The 20393-nt window shown below is 61.5% G+C and carries 18 protein-coding genes; 6 read left to right on the forward strand and 12 right to left on the reverse strand.

Annotated elements, in window-relative coordinates:
* Positions 1-25: 25 nt before the first annotated feature.
* Together ubiD and fre are read left to right on the forward strand one after the other, a co-directional pair.
* Complete coding sequence (ubiD, locus tag AACW87_RS04145; protein ID WP_043135797.1) at positions 26-1495, forward strand: 4-hydroxy-3-polyprenylbenzoate decarboxylase; 1470 nt, start codon at positions 26-28, stop codon at positions 1493-1495.
* Between the two features lie 214 nt (positions 1496-1709).
* Positions 1710-2408: an NAD(P)H-flavin reductase gene (gene fre / locus AACW87_RS04150; RefSeq protein WP_043135798.1), complete on the forward strand. Its 699-nt coding sequence runs from the start codon at positions 1710-1712 to the stop codon at positions 2406-2408.
* Between the two features lie 110 nt (positions 2409-2518).
* Here fre and ubiK read toward each other — a convergent pair whose 3' ends face one another.
* Positions 2519-2776 carry a ubiquinone biosynthesis accessory factor UbiK gene (ubiK, locus tag AACW87_RS04155; protein ID WP_042867376.1) on the reverse strand — a complete coding sequence of 86 codons (258 nt, stop codon included), beginning with the start codon at positions 2774-2776 and terminating at the stop codon, positions 2519-2521.
* A gap of 300 nt (positions 2777-3076) precedes the next feature.
* On the opposite strand from ubiK, the gene AACW87_RS04160 reads away from it, so the two are divergent.
* Positions 3077-5500: a VolA/Pla-1 family phospholipase gene (locus AACW87_RS04160; RefSeq protein ID WP_241326638.1), complete on the forward strand. Its 2424-nt coding sequence runs from the start codon at positions 3077-3079 to the stop codon at positions 5498-5500.
* Between the two features lie 71 nt (positions 5501-5571).
* Here the strand turns inward: AACW87_RS04160 and glpG are convergent, their stop codons facing one another.
* Both glpG and glpE read right to left on the reverse strand, forming a co-directional pair.
* Positions 5572-6405 carry a rhomboid family intramembrane serine protease GlpG gene (gene glpG / locus AACW87_RS04165; RefSeq protein ID WP_103472987.1) on the reverse strand — a complete coding sequence of 278 codons (834 nt, stop codon included), beginning with the start codon at positions 6403-6405 and terminating at the stop codon, positions 5572-5574.
* Between the two features lie 29 nt (positions 6406-6434).
* Positions 6435-6758, reverse strand: coding sequence for a thiosulfate sulfurtransferase GlpE (gene glpE, locus AACW87_RS04170; RefSeq protein ID WP_241326639.1), 324 nt, complete (start codon positions 6756-6758; stop codon positions 6435-6437).
* Positions 6759-6928: 170 nt separating this feature from the next.
* On the opposite strand from glpE, the gene AACW87_RS04175 reads away from it, so the two are divergent.
* A complete protein-coding gene (locus tag AACW87_RS04175) occupies positions 6929-7522 on the forward strand; it encodes a LysE family translocator (protein ID WP_241326640.1) in 594 nt (197 codons plus the stop codon).
* On the opposite strand, the gene AACW87_RS04180 is transcribed toward AACW87_RS04175, so the two are convergent.
* From AACW87_RS04180 to AACW87_RS04205, 6 genes are all read right to left on the reverse strand, one after another.
* A complete protein-coding gene (locus AACW87_RS04180) occupies positions 7501-8343 on the reverse strand; it encodes an AraC family transcriptional regulator (RefSeq protein ID WP_241326641.1) in 843 nt (280 codons plus the stop codon). The genes AACW87_RS04175 and AACW87_RS04180 overlap by 22 nt on opposite strands.
* Positions 8344-8346: 3 nt before the next feature.
* Positions 8347-9048, reverse strand: coding sequence for an ABC transporter ATP-binding protein (locus AACW87_RS04185; RefSeq protein WP_098981311.1), 702 nt, complete (start codon positions 9046-9048; stop codon positions 8347-8349).
* A gap of 10 nt (positions 9049-9058) precedes the next feature.
* The gene (livG, locus tag AACW87_RS04190) at positions 9059-9832 is read right to left on the reverse strand and encodes a high-affinity branched-chain amino acid ABC transporter ATP-binding protein LivG (protein WP_241326642.1); all 774 of its coding nucleotides are present in this window, start codon (positions 9830-9832) and stop codon (positions 9059-9061) included.
* Positions 9833-9929: 97 nt separating this feature from the next.
* Complete coding sequence (locus AACW87_RS04195; RefSeq protein WP_043135809.1) at positions 9930-11198, reverse strand: high-affinity branched-chain amino acid ABC transporter permease LivM; 1269 nt, start codon at positions 11196-11198, stop codon at positions 9930-9932.
* Complete coding sequence (gene livH, locus AACW87_RS04200; protein WP_042867383.1) at positions 11198-12124, reverse strand: high-affinity branched-chain amino acid ABC transporter permease LivH; 927 nt, start codon at positions 12122-12124, stop codon at positions 11198-11200. The genes AACW87_RS04195 and livH overlap by 1 nt, the downstream gene beginning before the upstream one ends.
* 64 nt (positions 12125-12188) lie before the next feature.
* Positions 12189-13310 (reverse strand): branched-chain amino acid ABC transporter substrate-binding protein, encoded by a 1122-nt coding sequence (locus AACW87_RS04205; RefSeq protein WP_043135811.1) that lies wholly within the window; start codon positions 13308-13310, stop codon positions 12189-12191.
* 435 nt (positions 13311-13745) lie between these two features.
* Between AACW87_RS04205 and AACW87_RS04210 the strand changes: the two genes are divergently transcribed.
* Positions 13746-14750, forward strand: coding sequence for a substrate-binding domain-containing protein (locus AACW87_RS04210; protein WP_043135813.1), 1005 nt, complete (start codon positions 13746-13748; stop codon positions 14748-14750).
* A gap of 80 nt (positions 14751-14830) precedes the next feature.
* Here AACW87_RS04210 and AACW87_RS04215 read toward each other — a convergent pair whose 3' ends face one another.
* Complete coding sequence (locus AACW87_RS04215; RefSeq protein WP_241326643.1) at positions 14831-16156, reverse strand: 6-phospho-alpha-glucosidase; 1326 nt, start codon at positions 16154-16156, stop codon at positions 14831-14833.
* Complete coding sequence (locus AACW87_RS04220; RefSeq protein ID WP_241326644.1) at positions 16153-17742, reverse strand: alpha-glucoside-specific PTS transporter subunit IIBC; 1590 nt, start codon at positions 17740-17742, stop codon at positions 16153-16155. The genes AACW87_RS04215 and AACW87_RS04220 overlap by 4 nt, the downstream gene beginning before the upstream one ends.
* 284 nt (positions 17743-18026) lie before the next feature.
* Between AACW87_RS04220 and AACW87_RS04225 the strand changes: the two genes are divergently transcribed.
* Complete coding sequence (locus tag AACW87_RS04225; RefSeq protein ID WP_043135820.1) at positions 18027-18734, forward strand: GntR family transcriptional regulator; 708 nt, start codon at positions 18027-18029, stop codon at positions 18732-18734.
* 105 nt (positions 18735-18839) lie between these two features.
* Here the strand turns inward: AACW87_RS04225 and norR are convergent, their stop codons facing one another.
* Positions 18840-20366, reverse strand: a complete 1527-nt coding sequence (gene norR / locus AACW87_RS04230) for a nitric oxide reductase transcriptional regulator NorR (RefSeq protein ID WP_241326645.1) — start codon at positions 20364-20366, stop codon at positions 18840-18842.
* Positions 20367-20393: the final 27 nt, after the last annotated feature.

Below are 20393 nucleotides of genomic sequence, written 5' to 3' on the forward strand. Positions count from 1 at the left end.
CATCGCCTGAACACAGGGTACCTGCATGAAATACAAGGATTTGCGTGATTTCATCGCGCAGCTGGAACAAAACGGACAACTCAAGCGCATCACCCGCGAGATAGATCCCTATCTGGAAATGACGGAGATCAGCGATCGCACCCTGCGTGCGGGTGGCCCGGCCCTGCTGTTCGAAAATCCCAAAGGTTACCGCATGCCGGTGCTGACCAACCTGTTCGGCACCCCGGATCGGGTCGCCATGGGCATGGGCCAGCCCAACGTCGGTGCCCTGCGCCAGGTCGGGGTCTGGCTCTCCTATCTGAAGGAGCCCGAGCCGCCGCGCGGCCTAAAGGAGCTGATGGAGAAGCTGCCCATCTTCAAGCAGGTGCTCAACATGCCGACCAAGCGGCTCTCCTCCGCCCCTTGTCAGCAGGTGGTGCTGGAAGGGGAGGCGGTCGATCTGGACCAGATCCCGATCCAGCACTGCTGGCCCGGCGATGTGGCGCCTCTGGTCACCTGGGGCCTCACCATCACCCGCGGTCCCTACAAGAAGCGCCAGAACCTCGGTATCTACCGTCAGCAAAAGATCGGCAAGAACAAGCTGATCATGCGCTGGCTGGATCACCGCGGCGGTGCCATCGATTTTCGCGAGTGGCAGGAAGCCCATCCGGGCGAGCGCTTCCCCGTGGTGGTGGCGCTGGGTGCCGATCCTGCGACCATACTCGGCGCTGTGACGCCTGTGCCTGACTCCCTCTCCGAATATGCCTTCGCCGGCCTGCTGCGCGGCAGCCGCACCGAGGTGGTGAAGGCGCTGAGCTGTGAGCTGGAGGTGCCCGCCAGCGCCGAAATCGTGCTGGAAGGCTATCTGGAGCCGGGGGAGATGGCTCCCGAAGGGCCTTATGGGGATCACACCGGCTACTACAACGAGGTGGACGAGTTCCCTGTTTTCACCATCACCCACATGACCATGCGTCGCGATGCCATCTACCACAGCACCTACACGGGCCGTCCGCCCGATGAGCCGGCGGTGCTCGGGGTGGCGCTGAACGAGGTGTTCGTGCCGCTGCTGCAGAAGCAGTTCCCCGAAATTGTGGACTTCTACCTGCCGCCGGAAGGCTGCTCCTACCGGATGGCGGTGGTGACCATCAAGAAGCGTTACCCAGGCCATGCCAAGCGGGTGATGCTGGGAGTCTGGTCCTTCCTGCGCCAGTTCATGTACACCAAGTTCGTGATCGTCTGCGACGACGACATCAACGCCCGCGACTGGAAGGATGTGATCTGGGCCATCACCACCCGGATGGACCCGGCCCGGGATACCACCCTGATCGAGCACACCCCGATCGACTATCTGGACTTCGCCTCGCCCGTCTCCGGTCTTGGCTCCAAGATGGGACTGGATGCCACCAACAAGTGGCCGGGGGAGACCAACCGCGAGTGGGGGCAACCCATAGTCCAGGACGAGGCGGTGAAGCAGAAGGTGGATGCCATCTGGGACGAGCTGGCTATTCTCGGCTAGGCCCGGCTGCCTGGGATTTATATCACTCGGGCCGGGTCGAACATGCCCGGCCAGCCAGAGGATCCGCGGTGCCACCGCCGTTCTGGTGCAAAAGGTTGATGATCTCCGGGCGGAATTGGGTATGCTCGGGGAACCTGACCAGCTGCACTGGTCGTCAGTCCACAGTGAATCAATGAGCGAAAGCGGGCCGAGCGAGCCCGTCACAAGGATAAGAATGCAACGTATCAAGTGCCGCGTAGAGGAACTGCGCGAATATGTCGACACCATCTGGCACGTGGCCCTGACGCCGCAGCAAGCGGTCAGCTTCAAGCCGGGCCAGTATCTGCTGGTGGTGATGAGCGATTCGGACAAGCGCCCCTTCTCCATCGCCAACTCACCGACCCGCCCCGGCGTGCTGGAGCTGCAGATCGGTGCCACCCCCGAGAACGCTTATGCAGGTCAGGTGCTGGCCCGCATGCGCGAGCAGGGCGAGATAGAGATCGAACTGGCGGCAGGCAAGGCCTTCCTGCGGGAAGAGTCGCCCCGTCCGTTGATCCTGATGGCGGGGGGAACCGGCTTCTCCTATGCCCGCTCCATCCTGGAGTTCCTGATCGATACCGGCAGCAAGCGCCCCGTGTTCTTCTACTGGGGTGTGCGCCAGGCGCACTGGCTCTATGAACAGGAGCAGATGCAGCAGTGGGCGCGCGACTATGCACCGCTGACCTTCATCCCCGTGGTGCAGGAGCCGGAAAGCGACTGGACCGGCAAGACGGGGCTGGTGCACAAGGCCATCATGGATGACTTCGTCAGTCTGCATGACTACGACATCTATGTGGCAGGCCGTTTCGAGATGGCCGGTGCGGCGCGGGAGGAGTTCAAGATCCTCGGTGCCGAGCCTGAGCGCATCTTCGGCGACGCCTACGAGTTTATCTGAGCGCTAGCCGAGGGCGATTTACCAGTCTCTTCGGCGAGCCAGAAACAACAAACCCCAGCCTGGCTGGGGTTTGTTTTATGCGCCGAGCGAGCCGGCGATGTCAGCGTTTGTTACTCGCCTTTGGCGCCGAGCTGCTGTTCCAGCTGCGTCAGCTTGGCCTCGAGGGCGGTCAGCTTCTCGCGGGTGCGCAGCAGCACCTTGGTCTGCACGTCAAACTCCTCGCGACTGACCAGATCCAGCTTGTTGAGCTGGGACTGCAACACCTGACGGATCTTCTTCTCCACCTCTTCACCCATGCTGCGAATGCCGGGCGGCAGGGAGTTGTGCACCTGTTTGGCGATCTCTTCCAGTTTCTTCGGGTCGATCATGTGGTTCTCCTTAAGCAATGGCGACATTCTACCGACAATTCAGCCGCTTTGCCGAGATCGGGGTGGCTTTTTGCCATCAGGAGCAGGGGAGTCGCTGGTCGGGTCTGGTATCCGGAATGAAGCTGTTAACCTATCGAGTCCCGTTTCTATTCCAATTCCTTGATGTTGTACACAAAAAAAGCAGATCAGATGACCGACCAGACGCTTAACAATTGTTGCGTTGCTGTTAAGATGGTTCGGTCGGGTTTTCACCCTCCCCCGTCAGCACATCATGGATAACAACTAAAAAGAGATAAGGATATGAAAAAGAAGCTAATTTATGCCGCGGTTGTCAGTGCCCTGTTGGCTGGCTGTGGTGGCAGTGACGATAACAAAGGCGACACCTCAAGCTATCTCGACTATCTGTTGACCGGTTCCAACGCTGTGCGCCCCAGCGCCCTGGCGGCCCGGGCCAGCGATGGTACCCTGAAATTCTCCACCGAGACCGCGGATCTCTCCAACCCCGTCTCCGCCATGTCGACCCTGGATGGCTGGTCCACGACCCAGGCTATTCAGATCGTGCCCGTCACCTCGTCCGGCATCACTGTGCAGGCACCGACGGCTGCCGAGTTTGGCGCCTCGGTGGCACCGCTCTACCTGCTGGAGCTGAGCTTTGACAGTGCCGCCCTGCGCCCGAATGGCGTGAAGAAGGTGCTGACCTACGGCGTGGACTTCGTGGTCGCCGCCTCGGCCGGCAAGCTGAACCTGGTTCCGCTCAAGCCGTTGAACCCTTCCTCCTACTACATGATAGTGGCCACAGACTCGCTGAAAGACAGCCGTGGCGATGCCCTCAAGGCAGGCAGTGACTACGGCAACTACAAGAACAACGTCGGCAGCAATGCCCAGGAGCAGACCATCAACGGTCTGATCGCGCTGCAGGAAGGGCTGTTCAAGGCCGCGACCGGCATAGCGACGGATCATGTGATCTTCTCCGACTGGTTCGGCACCCAATCCGGCGCCGATGTGCTGGTGGCGGTGAAGGGGGCTGCGACGTCCGTGCTCAAGGCCGACCCCGTTACCCTGGATGCCGCCAAGCTTTGGAAGCAGGATGCCCTGGGCAACACCAGCCTGCCCGGCACCTATACCCTGGCCGTGACTGGCAACAATGCCTTCCTGACCCAGCTGGATGCCGAGCAGTTCCTGCCGCAGGAGCAGAAAGACGCGATCGCCACCGCCTTTGGCCCTGGCACTCCGCTCAATCCCATTGCCCATGGCACCAAGGTCTACACAGGTACCGTCAAGCTGCCTTACTTCCTCTCCTCGCCGGCGACCGCCGGTTCCTGGAGCAAGGCCAAGACCCAGTCCTGGCACGGTGCCATCCCCAGCCTGTACGCCATCGCCAATGCGCTGAAGGCGTCTGACAGCGAAGTGATCGCTGGGCTGGTGGGGGCGGGTGTGGATCCGGCCCTGCTGGCGACGCTGATTGCCGATCCGACCCGCCAGGCCGAGCTGCTGGCCGAAGCGAGCAAGCTGATCGGGGTGACCCTCACCTCCGGCGGCAAGCCGCTGGACGCCGAGCAGAACATAGGCCGCTTCAACCCGCTGCCGATGCTGGAAGAGGTGCAATCCGTGCCGATGCGCGTCTTCGCCAAGGATGCCCTCAACACCATCACGGATGTCATTATCTATCAGCACGGCGTGACCTCGGTGAAAGAGAACGCCTACGCGCTGGCACTGGGCCAGATCTATGCCGGCATGCAGGCGGGCAAGAAGGTGGCGCTGGTGGTGATCGATCATCCGCTGCACGGTGAGCGTGGCTTCGCCCTGAGTGGCAGCATGGATACTGTGACCACCCCCGACAACCCGACGCCGTATCTGAACCTGAGCTACCTGACAGTGGCGCGGGACAACCTGAAACAGAGCGTGGCGGATCTGCTGGGTCTGCGTCTGGCGGTTGGCCTGGCCAACGCCAAGAGCGCCATCGGGACGCCCGGCAACCTCAAGGTGCACTTCCTGGGTCACTCCCTGGGTGCCATTTCGGGTACCAACCTGCTGGCGGTCGCCAACCAGACCCTGGGCAACGCGCAGGCGGATGCCCTGTTCAAGTTCGACACCGGTGGCCTTGCCATGCCGGGTGGCGGCATAGCGCCGCTGCTGCTGAACTCGCCGACCTTCGGTCCGACCATCAAGATGGGCGTGCTGACCAGCGGCAGTGCCGAGTTGAAGGCCGGCTTCACCGCCTATGCTCCCAACTGCCAGACGGCGGTACCGACCTGCTTCGTCAACGAGTTCCTGCCGAGCCTGGACGCGGCCACTCAGGCGACCGCAGCCAGCACGCTGCAGAGCTACAGCTTTGCGGCCCAGTCGGTGCTGGATTCGGCTGACCCGATCAACCTCGGCCGTGGCATCAAGGCGGACTTCCCGCTGTTTGCCACCGAGATCGTGGGTGACGGTGCCCTGAGCCTGTCGGATCAGGTGATCCCGAACAGCATAGCGTCCGCCCCGCTGGGTGGTACCGAGCCGCTGTTCAAGGTGCTGGCGCTGCAACCCCTGACCGCCACAGGCGCGGCCAGCCACAACGCGGCCCGCTTCGTGGCCGGTGGTCACAGCTCGCTGCTGGCACCGGACGAGAACTTCGATCCGAGCGGCGATGTCACCACAGAGATGCAGTCCCAGTTCGGCAGCTTCTTCATGAGTGGCGGTACCGCGGTCCAGGTGACCAATGGTGGCCTGCTCAAGCAGTAAGCCAACCGGCCAATAAAAACGCCGCCCCTTGGGGCGGCGTTTTCGTTTCGGTGATTGGGCAGGGCCAACCGTCAAGCTGGCTGGTGGTTTCTGTCCAGCCAGCCTTGCAGCAGACCGACCAGCAGACCCACCAGGTGGGCCATGTTGGCAGTGCTGGTGCCGAGCAGGTCGAAGAAACCGAGCACCAGCCAGAACAGCATGAAGCCCATCAGCGCCGGTGGCAGGGTGAGGCCACAGGCCGGTTGCAGCTTGCCGCGCAGCCAGCAGTAGCCGAGCAGGGCATAGACGACGCCGGAGAGGCCGCCAAACAGCGGGCCGCTCGCGAAGAACTCGGCGATGTTGGGCAGGGCCGCCCCCACCAGCAGCAGGATCAGCAGCTTGCCGCCGCCGAGGCGCTGCTCTATCTGGCCTCCCAGATACCACCACCACAGCAGGTTGAACACCAGGTGCAGCACCGAGAAGTGGATAAAGGCCGGGGTGAAGTAACGCCACGCCTGCCAGTCGGTGAACTGGGCCAGGGTCGGATGGAACGCCAGTTCGTCAAAGATCGGCAGGCCTATGGCATTGAGCGCATAGATGGCGAGGCAGGCGATGATCACCACCAGGGTCAGCGGCCCCGCCTGATGGAGGAAGTCGGTGACGGGATCCGTCATCCCCTTGCTGTAGTCGATGCGGGCATCCGCCCGACCGGACTGCCAGGAGGCTTCCATGTAGCGCGGGTGGGCCGGCTCTGCCAGGAAGCGTTTCACCTCCAGCTGGGCTTGGGCGAGGCGCTGCTCGTCCGCCAGCCAGACCGAGACGCCGAGCTCGGACTGGGTCAGCTCGCACGAGATGCCGAGGGTGGCGAGGTAGTCCACCAGCGCCTGGGCCATGCGGGCGTTGTCGAGCACCAGCAGCTGGATCATGCCGGTTGAGGAGGGCTTGCCCGCCCCTGTCATGCGTCGCCTGCCTGGACGGGGAACTCTTTGCGCCACGCCTCGAAGCCGCCATCCAGGCTGTAGACCTGGTCATAGCCCTGTTGCATCAGGTACTGGGCCGCGCCCTGGCTGCTGTTGCCGTGATAGCAGATCACTATCACAGGGGTATCGAAATCCACCTCGTCCATGAAGCGAACCAGAGAACCGTTGGTGAGGTGGAAGGCGCCGACCGCGTGGGCGGCCTCGAAGGATTGCGGATCGCGAATATCCACGAGGCGGGCTTCACCGGCAGCGATCTTCTGGTGGGCATCATGGGCACTGATATGGGCAAACTGGTCCATTAACATGTCCTGTGAATAGGTGATTGTGGGTCAGTTTACCGCAAGCCTGCGTCCGTGCTAAGCCCGCAATGTGTCGACTCGTCCCGCCGGAGGAGATCGCAATTTTCTTCAATATCGGCGCCAGGCTCATGGGTAGGGTGAGGGCTCAACACCTTCAACGAGTGTCATCCATGGAAATGAGTCTGCTGTTATCCATGGCCGGGTTTGCCCTGGCCATGTCCATCTCTCCCGGCCCGGTCAATCTGGTCGCCCTCGGTGCGGGGGCGCAATATGGTTTTCGCGCCAGCCTGCGCCATGTGGTGGGGGCCACCCTGGGCTTCATCCTGCTATTGCTGCTGATGAGGCTGGGTCTGGGGGCCGCCTTGTCGCACTGGCCAATGGCGCTCAGCGGCATCCGCTGGGGCGGCATCCTCTTTCTCTGCTATCTGGCCTGGCTGCTGATGACGGACAAGGGAGAACTGAAGCGTGAGGGCGCCACCCCACCCGCCTTTTTATACGGCGCCCTGATGCAGTGGCTCAATCCCAAGGCCTGGCTGGCGGCCAGCATGGGCATGGGAGCCTATGGGGCCGTGGGCAATGTGGGTCAGACGATATGGTTCACCAGCCTCTATCTGGTGATCTGCCTTGCTTCCATCGCCTGCTGGGCCTATGTCGGCAGCTGTCTGCAGGAAGCCCTGCTCGCGCCTCGCCGTCTGCGCTGGTTCAACCGCGGTATGGCGATGCTGCTGTTGCTCAGCGTTGGCTATCTTGTGCTGGAGCACTGAGGGAGGCACTGGTATTGGCCCGGGGTCGCGGCGACCAGCCGCTTGAACTGGCGCTGGAAGTGGGCCTGATCGGCGAAACCCGTCGCCAGCGCCACCTCGACCAGGGGACGCCCCTGAACGAGCAGGGCACGGGCATGGCGAATGCGCTGGTTGAGCAGGTAGGCGTGAGGGGTCATGCCGTAATGGCGGCTGAAGGCGCGCACGAAGTGAGACTGGGTCAGCCCGGCGACTGTGCTCAGGTACTGCAAGGTGAGGGGGCTGGCGTACTCGTCCTGCATCAGCTCGGCGGCGCGCCTCAGATGCAGGGGCGGGCGCGCGTCCCATCTGGCGGGAGTGAGCCTGGCCAGCAGCTGGTGGCTGAACAGATGGCAGGCCACCTCCTTGGCGAGGCGATCCTGGCGGTCATCCTGCAGGGTGCGATAGAGGTGTTGCAAGCGGGCATACAGCAGGGGATCCCGGCTGGCCGTCATGTCGAAGGGGCGAAAATGGGCCCCCAGTCCGGCCTCCTCTTGCTGGCTGCGCAGCCAGTCGGTATCGAGGTAGAACATCAGATAGGACCAGGGCTGGTCTGCGATGGGGTTGCAGGCGTGCACCTCTTCCGGGTTCATCAGCACCAGGGAGCCCGAGCCGACCTCCTGTCTGCTGCGCTGGTTGAGGTAGTGGCTGTGGCCGCCGGTGATGGCGCCGATGGAGAAGTGGGCGTGGCTGTGCTTGTCGTAACAGACGCGGCGGCCATCCTGCACCGCCCGCGCCTCTATGAAGGGCAGGGCCGGATCGCGCCAGAACAGGTGGCGATCCCGCTCGGCACCGGCCCTGCTCATGGGTTAACCACCCAGGTAGGCCTGCCGTACTGCGGGGTTGGCCAGCAGGGCGGCCCCCGTATCTTGCAGCACCACGTGGCCGTTCTCCAGCACATAGCCCCGATCGGCCAGCTTGAGCGCCTGGTTGGCGTTCTGCTCCACCAGGAAGATGGTCATCCCCTTCTGGCGCAGCTGCTCTATGGTGTCGAAGATCTGCTGGATGACGATGGGGGCCAGCCCCAGCGAGGGTTCATCCAGCAGCAGCAGGCGCGGCTTGCTCATCAGGGCGCGGCCTATGGCCAGCATCTGCTGTTCGCCGCCGGACATGGTGCCGGCGCGCTGTTGCAGCCGCTCGTGCAGGCGCGGGAACAGGGTGAACACCTGATCCAGCAGGCCGTGCTGCTCCTCCTTGTCGACGAAGAAGGCGCCCATCAGCAGGTTCTCCTCCACCGTCAGGCGGGCGAAGATGCGGCGCCCCTCCGGCACCACGGCTATGTCCTTGCGCATGATGCGGGCCGTGGTGAGGGAGCTTATCTGCTCCCCCTCGAACCAGATGCTGCCGCTGCTGGGCTTGGGCTCGCCGCACAATGTCATCAGCAAGGTGGTCTTGCCGGCGCCGTTGGCACCTATCAGGGTGACGATTTCCCCCTCTTTCACTTCGACGCTGACGTCGTGCAGCGCCTGAATTTTGCCGTAGTGGGTCGATACGTTGCGAAGTTCTAACATCTTTTTGTCCTTACGACTCGCCCAGATAGGCCTTGATCACGGCCGGATTGTTGCGGATCTCATCCGGCTTGCCGTGGGCCAGCGGGGTGCCCTGATTGACCACGAAGATGCGGTTGGAGATCCCCATCACCAGCTTCATGTCGTGTTCGATAAGCAGGACGGAGACACCAAACTCGTCCCGCAGGCTGATGATCAGTTCGTTCAGCTCATCTGTCTCGTGCGGGTTGAGGCCGGCGGCCGGCTCGTCCAGCATCAGCAGATCGGGCTGGGTCGCCATGCAGCGGGCGATCTCGAGCCGGCGTTGCTGGCCATAGGCCAGGTTGCCGGCGGCGCGATTGGAGAGATCCTTGAGGCCCACCTTCTCCAACCAGAAGGCGGCGTGTTCCAGCCCCTCCTGCTCGGCGCGGCGAAAGGCCGGGGTCTTGAACAGGCCGGCGATGAAACTGGTGTTGAGGTGGCGATGCTGGGCCACCAGCAGGTTCTCCACCGCCGTCATGTCCTTGAACAGCCGTACGTGCTGGAAGGTGCGCACTATTCCCTTGCGGGCGATGAGATGACCGGGCAGCCCCTGGATCTCTTCACCCTTGTAGCGAATGATGCCGCCACTCGGGCGATAGAAGCCGGTCAGGCAGTTGAAGACGGTCGTCTTGCCCGCACCGTTGGGGCCTATGATGGAGATCACCTCCCCCTTGTCCACGTCCAGTTTGACGCCGTTGACCGCCAACAAACCGCCGAAGCGCATCGACAGATCAGAGACTTCCATTAACTTCTGGTTGGCACTCATTTTTTCAGCCCCCGATTCAAGGTGGAGCAAGTCACCGCCAGCAATCCGGCCAAATAGCGCATCGATAAATCAGAGACTTCTAACAACGTCTGATTGCTCATTTTTGTAGCTCCAGGTGAGGTCTGGTCATCGGCAGCAGTCCCTGTGGCCGCCAGATCATCATGAACACCATCAGCAGACCGAACATCAGCATGCGGTACTCGTTGAATTCACGGGCCAGCTCCGGCAGTACCGTCATCACTATGGCGGCCAGCACCACCCCGATCTGGGAGCCCATGCCCCCCAGCACCACGATCGCAAGGACGATGGCCGACTCGATGAAGACGAAGGACTCCGGGCTGATGAAGCCCTGGCGCGAGGCGAAGAAGCTGCCGGCGAAGCCAGCGAAGCAGGCGCCTATGGTGAAGGCGGTCAGCTTGATGATGGTGGGGTTGAGCCCCAGCGACTTGCAGGCGATCTCGTCTTCCCGCAGCGCTTCCCAGGCGCGGCCCAGCGGCATGCGCAGCAGGCGGTTGATGACGAACAGGGTGGCCACCACCAGCACCAGCGCCATCAGGTAGAGGAAGATCACCTTGTGGTTGGCGTTGTAGGCGATGCCGAAGAAGTCGTGGAAGGTGCCAAAACCCCCGTCCTTGACGGTGCGGTTGAACTCGAGTCCGCCCAGCGTCGGCTTGGGAATGCCGGAGATGCCGTTCGGGCCGCCGGTGAGGCTGGTCATGTTGTTGAGCAGGATGCGGATGATCTCGCCAAAGCCCAGGGTGACTATGGCCAGGTAGTCCCCCCGCAGCCGCAGCACAGGGAAGCCGAGCAGGAAGCCGAAGGTGGCCGCCGTCAGGCCGGCGATGGGCAGACACTCCCAGAAGCTCAGGCCGAAATAGGTGTTGAGCAGGGCGTAGCTGTAGGCACCGACCGCGTAGAAGCCGACGTAGCCCAGATCCAGCAGACCGGCCAGACCCACCACCACGTTCAGCCCCAGCCCCAGCATGATGTAGATCAGGGTGAGGGTGGCGAGATCGATGGCGCCTCGCGAGGCCATGAAGGGCCAGCTCACCGCAAACAGCAGCACCAGCACGGCGGTGAGGTTATAGAGCTTGGGTGCCTCTTCCGGGCTGGGCAGTACCAGCTTGGTGAAGCCGATGGAGAAGCCGCTGATGGAGCCTTTGAACAGCCGGCTGATCTGGCCGCGCAACATCTGGAACCAGAACACCAGGGCGGCACCGCCCACCAGCCAGGCCAGCGACACGTCGAGGCGGCTGACTACCAGCAAGCGGGTGCCGTCGGTCTCGAGTTTGAAGCCGAGCAGCCAGAAGGAGAGCACCAGCAATACCAGGCTGGCGATACAGGCGTGAATGAATTGGCGTTTCATCAGACTTTCTCCACTTCCGGTCGGCCCAGAATGCCGGTGGGCATAAACAGCAAGACGCCGATCAGCAGGGCGAAGGCCATCACATCCTTGTACTCGGTGCTGAGATAGCCGGCGGTGAGTGCTTCCACCACCCCCAGCAGCAGGCCGCCCAGCACGGCGCCGGGAATGCTGCCGATGCCGCCCAATACCGCAGCGGTAAAGGCTTTCAGCCCGGCCATGAAGCCGAGATAGGGGTTGATGACACCGTAATACATGCCGAGCAGCACGCCCGCGACGGCGGCCAGGGTGGCCCCCAGCACGAAGGTGATGGAGATGACCACGTGGGTGTCTATCCCCAGCAGGTTGGCCATCTTGATGTCTTCCGAACAGGCGCGGCAGGCACGGCCCATGCGGGAGCGGCCGATGAACTGGGTCAGCGCCAGCATGGTGATGAAGGTCACCACGAAGATGATGAGCTGCATGTAGGAGAGGCTGGCCTGGAAGCCGTCTTCGGCGCCCAGGGTCCAGCCCCCGGAGATCAGGGTGGGCATGGCGATATCGCGCGAGCCCTGTGCCATTCGCATCATGTTCTGCAGGAAGATCGACATGCCGATGGCGGAGATGAGGGGGATGAGGCGGTTGCCGCCCCGCAGCGGGCGATAGGCGACCCGCTCTATGGTCCAGCCATAGGTTCCCGTGATGATGATGCTGACCAGGAAGGCGCCTCCCAGCAGCAGGAAGGTGCTGTCGATGCCCATCATGGCGAGCCCGGCCATCACCATAAAGGCGACATAGGAGCCGATCATGTAAACCTCGCCGTGGGCGAAGTTGATCATGCCGATGATGCCATAGACCATGGTGTAGCCGATGGCGATCAACGCATAGGTGCTGCCTATGGTTAACCCGTTCAGCAGCTGCTGAACCAGGTAAAGGAGGTGTTCGGACATACTGCGATCCCTGTACTTGCCCGCAAAGAAAGGAGGGGTGACTCATGTCACCCCGACCGGCAGATTATTTGACTTGAGTGGAGGTACCGTCGGCGTGCCACTGGAACACACCGAATTCAAAGCCTTTCAGGTCACCACTCGGCGCCCAGCTCAGGGTGCCCATGACGGTATCGATCGGCGTGGCCTTGATGGCGGCGGCGACCGCAGCCGGGTCATCCTCACCCGCCTTGGCGATACCGGCAGCCAGGGTCTGTACCGCCGCATAGGTGGTCCAGACGAAGGGGCCTGAGGAGTCCTGACCCTTGGCCTTGAACGCCGCCACCAGCGGGGCGTTGGTCGGCACCAGATCGTACTTGTTCGGCAGGGTCACCAGCAGACCTTCGGAAGCCGGGCCACCGATGGCGGAGATGTCCTTGTTGCCTACCCCTTCCGGACCCATGAACTTGGCCTTCAGACCCTTCTCGCCAGCCTGACGCAGGATCAGACCCAGCTCGGGGTGGTAGCCGCCGTAGTAGACGAAATCGACGTTCTCTTTCTGCAGCTTGGCGATCAGGGCGGAGAAGTCCTTGTCACCGGCTGTGATGCCTTCGAACGCCACCACTTTCACGCCGGCCTTGTCCAGGGATGCCTTCACGCTGGTGGCGATGCCTTCACCGTACTGCTTCTTGTCGTGGATGACGGCCACGCGCTTGGGTTTGACCTGCTCGATGATGTACTTGGCGGCGGTCGGACCCTGGTCGCTGTCCAGGCCTATGGTACGCAGCACCAGCTGATAGCCGCGCTCGGTGATCTTGGGGTTGGTGGAGGCAGGGGTGATCATCAGCACGCCTTCATCTTCATAGATGTCGGAGGCGGGCAGGGTGTTGTCGGAGCAGAGGTGGCCGACCACGAACTTGACGCCGTCGTTGATCACCTTGTTGGCGACCGCCACGGCCTGCTTGGGATCGCAGGCATCGTCATAGATGACGGCTTCGATCTGCTTGCCTGCGATACCGCCAGCCTTGTTGATCTGCTCGACCGCCATCTTGCCGCCGGTGAACTGCATGTCACCGTACTGGGCGACCGGGCCTGTGACCGGACCGGCGATGCCGATCTTGATGGTGTCAGCCGCGTTGGCGATGGATATCGATCCAAACAGAGCCAAAGAAACCGCTGCGCTTACTGTGATTTTGCTCAACTTATGCATTGATTCGTCCCTTAATCAGTGGATTGTTTCATTTTCCGTGTGCCATTCCGGGCCGGGATCCCGCCAGTCCGGTAATAGGTATGGTTCTATCATTCCTCGCTGGGCAATAACAAGCTGTTAAAGATACTAACCAGAGTGGGTGGGATAGTGCTTTTTTGAAATAAACAGCTAATTTCAGATAATACTATAGACGTTAATACTGTTTTACTCAGTTAACATCTTCACAACAAGGTGTGCTGGTGACAAATGGCAGATGAAAAAACTGACGATATTTTACCCTGACACTGCTCCCATTTTGACCAAAATTCGTTTGCGCAAATAGAAATGAGCGCCTAGATTAGCCAGCATTGACAATTCATTGGCAGTGCCTGTTAAAACCAAGCCTTTATTCGGGAAATCTGCTAATGTTCCGCTTTTGATCTTCAGGAGACAGAGATGGCCACTATCAAGGATGTCGCTTCCCGTGCAGGCGTATCCATCTCCACCGTCTCACATGTACTCAATCACACCCGTCGGGTCAGCGAAGATGCAACCCAAAAAGTGCTTGAGGCGGTGGCAGAACTCAACTACGCGCCCAACTCGGTAGCGCGCAGCCTCAAGATAAACTCAACCAAAACCATAGGCATGCTGGTCACCACCAGTGCCAACCCCTTCTTCGCGGAAGTGGTGCAGGGGGTAGAGGCGTACTGTTTCGAACAGGGTTACAGCCTGATCCTGTGCAACACCGAAAACCAGCCGCCCCGTCAGCAGCACTACCTGCGCATGCTGATGGAGAAGCGGGTCGACGGCCTGCTGGTGCTGGGAACCGATATCGACACCCCGCTGCGCGACATGCTGCGCATTCACAAGAACGTGCCGCAGGTGGTGCTGGATTGGGGCACAGAGTGCGATTTCGCCAACGTGATCAACGACAACGCCCGCATAGGCGCGCGGCTGGCGGTACGTCATCTGCTGGAGCAGGGCCATAAAGAGATCGTCTGCATCACGGGACAGCTCTCCAAGCCGACCACCCAGCAGCGGCTGGACGGGGTACGCGACGCCCTGGGCGAGCATGGCCTGACCCTGAAGGACGAGCAGATCTTCGAAGGGGATTACGAGAGCCAGAGCGGTTTCGATGCCATGCAGCGCATCCTGGCCCTCACGCCTCGCCCGACGGCTGTGTTCGCCTTCGATGATCCCATGGCCATCGGCGCCATCTGCGCCGCCTGGGAAGCCGGGGTCAAGGTACCGGACGACATCTCCATGATCGGCTATGACGACGTGGAAATGGCGCGCTTCTCCAGCCCGCCGCTTACCACCATTCGCCACCCCAAGGCCGAGCTCGGCCTGCTGGCGGTGAAGCATCTGGTGAGCCGGATCCGCAACAAGGCGCTGGAAGTCGAGTCCATGACGGTAGAGCCCGAGCTTATCGTCCGCCGCTCGGTCAAATCCCTGCGCTGACCGCCTCGCGGTATTGCACGGCGATAGTCGGCACCACGAAAAGCCCCCTCGTCACGAGGGGGTTTTTGTTTGTGGGCGATTTATTGCAGCGGCGGCCAGTAATCCTTGTTGGCGGCCACCAGGTCATCCAGGATGGCCTTCGCCACCGAGGCGCTCGGCACCGTCTTGGACAGGGTGATCGCCTGCCACAGCTTCTGGTAGGAGCGTTCGACCCAGGCCTCCACCACCAGCTTCTCGACCGCCACCTGCTGGCCCATCAGGCCCTGCTGGAACAGGGGGATATTGCCGACCTGCAAGGGCTCTGGCCCGCTGCTGCCCACCAGACAGGGGATCTCGACCATGGCCTCGGGGTCGAAGTTGTTGATGGCGCCCCGGTTCGGGACTATCAACAGCATCCGCTCCTGGGTGTTGAAGGCGATGGCGGTGGCCAGGTCCACTATATAGGAGGCGTGCTCGTCGATCTCCAGCTCGCCTGCCTCCGAATTACCCGCCTTGACGATGGCGCGGCAGGCGCTGAATACCTGCTTCTCGCGGTGCTCCATCACCTCGTTGGCGCGGGTATGCTCAGGGTTGGCATGGGCCACCACATAGTCAGGGTAGAGGTAGTACTTGAGATAGGTGTTGGGCAGGGTATCCGGATCGAGCGCCCACACATCCCTGGCCTTGGCGAAGGTATCGTTCCAGCTTGCTTCGGCATGGCTGGCGCTGTTGGGCACATAGCCGTGGCGGGCGACGTGTTCCTTGATCTTCGGCATCAGGTCGTTGCCTGCCAGATCCTCGATGCGGGTCCACCAGCCGAAGTGGTTGAGACCGTAGTAGCGTACCCGCATCTCTTTGCGTGACTTGAGGCCGGCGATCTGGGCCATGCGCCCCTCGATCCCGATCGGCATGTCGCAGATGTTGAGGATTTTGGCGTTGGGACGCAGGCGACGGGTTGCCTCCGCCACTATGGCGGCCGGGTTGGAGTAGTTCAGCATCCAGGCGTTGGGGGAGTACTGCTCCATGTAGTCGACCAGCTCCAGTACGCCGCCGATGGAGCGCATTCCGTAGGCGATGCCGCCTGGACCACAGGTCTCCTGACCGACCACGCCGTGACGCAGGGGGATCTTCTCGTCCTGCTCGCGCATGGGGTATTTGCCGACCCGGATGTGGGCCATGACAAAATCCACCTCGCTGAAGGCCGCCTTGGGATCGGTACCGTAGCTGAAGGCAATCTCGGGTGCCTTCTCTTTCAGCAGTATCCTGCATGCCTCGGCGATGACTTCCTGGCGGGCACCATCGTTGTCATAGAACTTGATCTCCTTGAGCGGGAAACGATGCTGGTTCTCCAGCAGCATGAGGACGATACCCGGTGTGAAAGTGCTGCCGCCGCCGGCGATGACTACAGAGAATTTTTTCATGATCATGACTCCGTTACGAAAGAAGAGGATTGAGTGGGGTTGTTCATTATCGATTCCATATTTTCACGTACCTGAGGCACATGCAGACCTATGATTATTTGAATGCTGTCGCCATGACGAACCACCCCATGGGCACCCAGTTGTTTGAATATGTCATCTGCCGCAACCTGGCTGGAATTTATCAGCGATATTCTTAAGCGGGTGGCGCAATTATTCAGGCTTCTTATGTTTTTGCTGCCGCCGAGTGCCTCGATAATTTGCTCCGCAATATCACTGCCTCGTTGTTGTTTGGCTGCCTGATAATCGGCTTTGGAATACAGCTTTATTTCGCTGTCTTCCCGCCCCGGGGTTTTCAAATTTAATCTCAGAATGAGACTCCTGAATATCAGGAACCAGAGTCCGGTAAACACCAGGCCTATGGCTATCTGGGTAAACATCATGCCGGCATGGTTGTGGAACATGGGGATCCAGTTCTGCGGCAGGAACTGGTCGAGCAGGCCGCCGCCCATGTTGCCGACGACACCGAACAGGTACATGACTGTGGCCATGGTGGCGGCCAGCAGGGCATGGATGGCAAACAGCAGTGGCGAGATGAAGAGGAAGGTGAATTCAAGCGGCTCTGTGATGCCCACCAGCATGGCGGTCAGGGTCGCCGGGATCAGCAGACCGGCCACCTTGGCCTTGTTTTCACGGGCTGCAGTGGCGTAGATGGCCAGGGCAATCCCCATGGCACCGAAGATCTTGGAGTTGCCGTGCAGTGCGAAGCCACCCTGGGGGAACAGTTCGATGAGCGGACGCGTGCTCTGGCTGAACTCCTGCAGATGCTGGGCCCAGTAGAGCTGGATGCCGCCTTCCACCGCGGCCGGGCCGAAGATGAAGGGGCCATAGATGAAGTGATGCAGGCCGGTCGGGATCAGGATGCGCTCGAGGAAGGTGTAGACCCAGACACCGAGCGGGCCCGAGATCAGCATAAACTCCTGCAGGGAGGCGATGCCCATCTGTACCTTGGGCCACCCCAGCAGGGTCAGCCAGGCACAGGGGATCATGACGAAGAAGGCGATGATGGTGACAAAGGAGCTGCCCTGAAAGATGCCGAGAAAGACGGGCAACTGTCGATCAAACAGCCGGTTGTGCAGGGCGGTGACTATACCCGAGGTGGCGATGGCCCCTATGATGCTGGTGTCCAGCGTCTTGATCCCGGCGACCATGGCCAGGCCGCTTTCGCCGCCGACCGCCTGATTGAAATCGACCCCGAAATAGTCGCCCCAGGTCATCCCCATGGCATTGATGAAATAATTCCAGGTCATGAAGCTGACCAATACGGAGAGACAGGCTCGTGCCTGCGCCTTATTTGCCAGCCCAATCGGCAAGCCGATGGCAAATATAAGCGGCATGTTTCTGAATACGGTCCAGCCACCTTCTTCAATAATATGTACTATTTGAAAAAACAAACCTTGCGGGTTTGCCAGCGCCTCTCCCACGAACATGGGATTTTTCAGCATGATTGCAATGCCCACTACCATACCTGCAAATGGAAACAGTAGTACAGGAGTAAACATTGCTCCGCCAAAGCGTTGAATTTGACTGAGCATATATTGTCCCTTTATTAAAAGAGTTTTTGATAGGGTGTTGTTTGTGTTGCTGAATTGAACCTAACAACAATGGGTCAAGCCCTCATGAAATATGTGGTGGTTATGTGATCCGGCGCATGCTCTTATTTAGACAAAGAGATCTAAATTTTGAGATATTGTTGTACATCTTGTTTTTGTGACGTTCTTGTCGGTTTATTTGAATTTAAAGTTGTTTGTTTTCAATTGGTTGAGCCTGAAGCCCCTGAATGAGGCGGCCGCGGGTACAGGCTGGGAGAGGTCTAGCAGTGATCTATAAATCGGTGGCGGATCGGTTGCGTATCCGGGTCAATGGCGCGGATTGCCGGGTGGGGGACGTATTGCCGAGCGAGAAGATGCTGGCGAGCCAGTTCGGCGTGTCGCGCATGACGGTGCGCAAGGCAGTGGACATGCTGATCGAGTGGGGGTTGGTGGCGCGGCGCCACGGCAGCGGCACCTATGTGACCAAGAAGGATGTCCAGCATGAGACCAAGGGGCTGAGCGGCTTTACCGAGCTGATGCGCGATCAGGGCCGGGAGCTCACCAGCCAGGTGCTGGAGTTTCGTACCATGCCGGCCCCACCGGCGATTGCCAGCCAGCTCAGGGTCAAGGTGAACGAACCCGTCTACTACTCCAGCCGGGTGCGTTCTGTGGATGGCCGGGCCCTGCTGCTGGAGGAGAGCTACATGCCGGTGCGGCTGTTTCGCACCCTGTCGGTGGCCCATCTGGAGGGCTCCAAGTTTGCCTACATCGAGAACGAGTGCCAGCTCCCCATCGCCGGCAACTACGAGAGCTTCAGTGCCGTGCTGGCCGACCGGCAGATGGCCGAGCTGCTGCATATCGAGCAGGGGGCGCCCATCCTGCGGCTGACCTCCCTCTCTTATGGCGAGAACGGGGAGTTTCTCAACTACTCCATCATGTTCCGCAACGCCAACGATTATCACGTCGACTACCACCTGCGCCGTGCCCGCGACTGAATCCGCCGCCGATGGATCATGCCGCGGCCCCGGTCATCGTACAGGCACCACGAAAAACCCCCTCGTCACGAGGGGGTTTTTGTTTGTGGGGGTCAAGTCTTTGCATCAGGCCTTGAGACCGAGCCGTCTGGCTAGGCGGTGCAGGTTGCCGCTGTCGAGCTCCAGGGCGCGGGCGGTGGCGGCCCAGTTGCCCTGCTGTGCCGCCAGGGTTTGCTCGATCAGCTGGAGCTGGAAGGCATCTGTGGCTGTGCGCAGCCCCATGCCTGCCATTGGCTGCACCGCCTGTTCCACAGGGATGCGGCTGGATGAGGGGGCGCCGGTGGCTGCCAGGTTGAAGTGGTGGCAATCCAGCGCGGGGGCCTGACTGCCCTGCTCGGCCCGCGCCAGCACGGCCGCCCTGTGGATGGCGTGCTCCAGCTCCCGCACGTTGCCCGGCCAGTCGTAGCTGGCGAGCAGTTGCAGCGCCCTGGGCTGGATGCGCAGCCGCTCCAGCCCCAGGCTGACCCGGCAGCGTTCGCAAAAATAACCGGCAAGCAGGGGTATGTCGTCCGGTCGCTCCCGCAGGGCGGGGGCGTGGATCGGGAAGACGCTCAGGCGGTGGTAGAGATCGCTTCGAAATTGCCCCTCGACTACCGCCTGCTTCAGATCCCGGTTGGTGGCGGCCAGGATGCGCACATTCACCTTGAGCGGGGTGTCGTCACCGATGCGCTGCAGATCGCCGTATTGCAGCACCCGCAGCAGCTTGGCCTGCAGCGGCAGGGAGAGCTCGCCGATCTCGTCCAGGAACAGGGTGCCCTTGTCGGCCAGCTCGAACTTGCCCGCCCGGTTGTGAATGGCGCCGGTGAAGGCCCCCTTCACGTGGCCGAACAGCTCGCTCTCCGCCACCGACTCCGGCAGGGCGGCGCAGTTGAGATAGACCAGGGGGGCGCTGGCGCGGGGTGAACCCTGATGCACCGCCTTGGCGATCAGCTCCTTGCCAACCCCCGTCTCCCCCAGGATCAACACGTTCAGCTCGGAGCTCGCCACCACGGCTATCTCGTGGCGCAGCCGGTCCATGGCGGGGGAGCGGCCTATCATCTCGGGCTGGCCCGGCCCATTCTGGCTGGAGGGAGCTAGGGGTTCGCTGCTCTGGCGGGCGAGCCGTTCCAGCAGCAGGGCGTTGCTGAGGGCAGCGGCGGCCAGGGCGCCCACCAGCCGCAGCTCCTCGTCGCTGATGCCGTCGAACTGGGTCGGGTTCATGCCGTCTATGGTCAGGGCGCCGATCAGCGTCTGATCCGAAAACAGTGGCAGGCCGACGCAGGCGTGCACCCTGAAGTCGTCGTGATCCGGGATCAGGCCGTCATAGGGGTCGGGCAGGTTGCTGTCGGCGGGGAAGCGCACCACGTCGCCGGCCCGGGCAATGGCCTCCATGCGCGGGTGATCCGCCAGTGCGAAGCGGCGGCCCAGCACGTCCTGCATCAGGCCGTCGATGGCCAGCGGGATGAACTGGCCCCCCTCGTAGCGCAGCAGGGCCGAGGCGTCCGAGTGCAGCAGGCTGCGCACGCTCTGGATCAGGCGGTGAAAGCGGTCCTGATGGGAGATGCCGAGTTGCAGGTCGAGGGCGATGCGCGCCAGGCTGTCGGTCGAGATCACGAGAATTGTCCAAATGACAGTGTATTT

The organism is Aeromonas sp. MR7, from assembly GCF_963899385.1.
In the GTDB taxonomy this organism is placed as follows: Bacteria; Pseudomonadota; Gammaproteobacteria; order Enterobacterales; family Aeromonadaceae; genus Aeromonas; species Aeromonas bestiarum.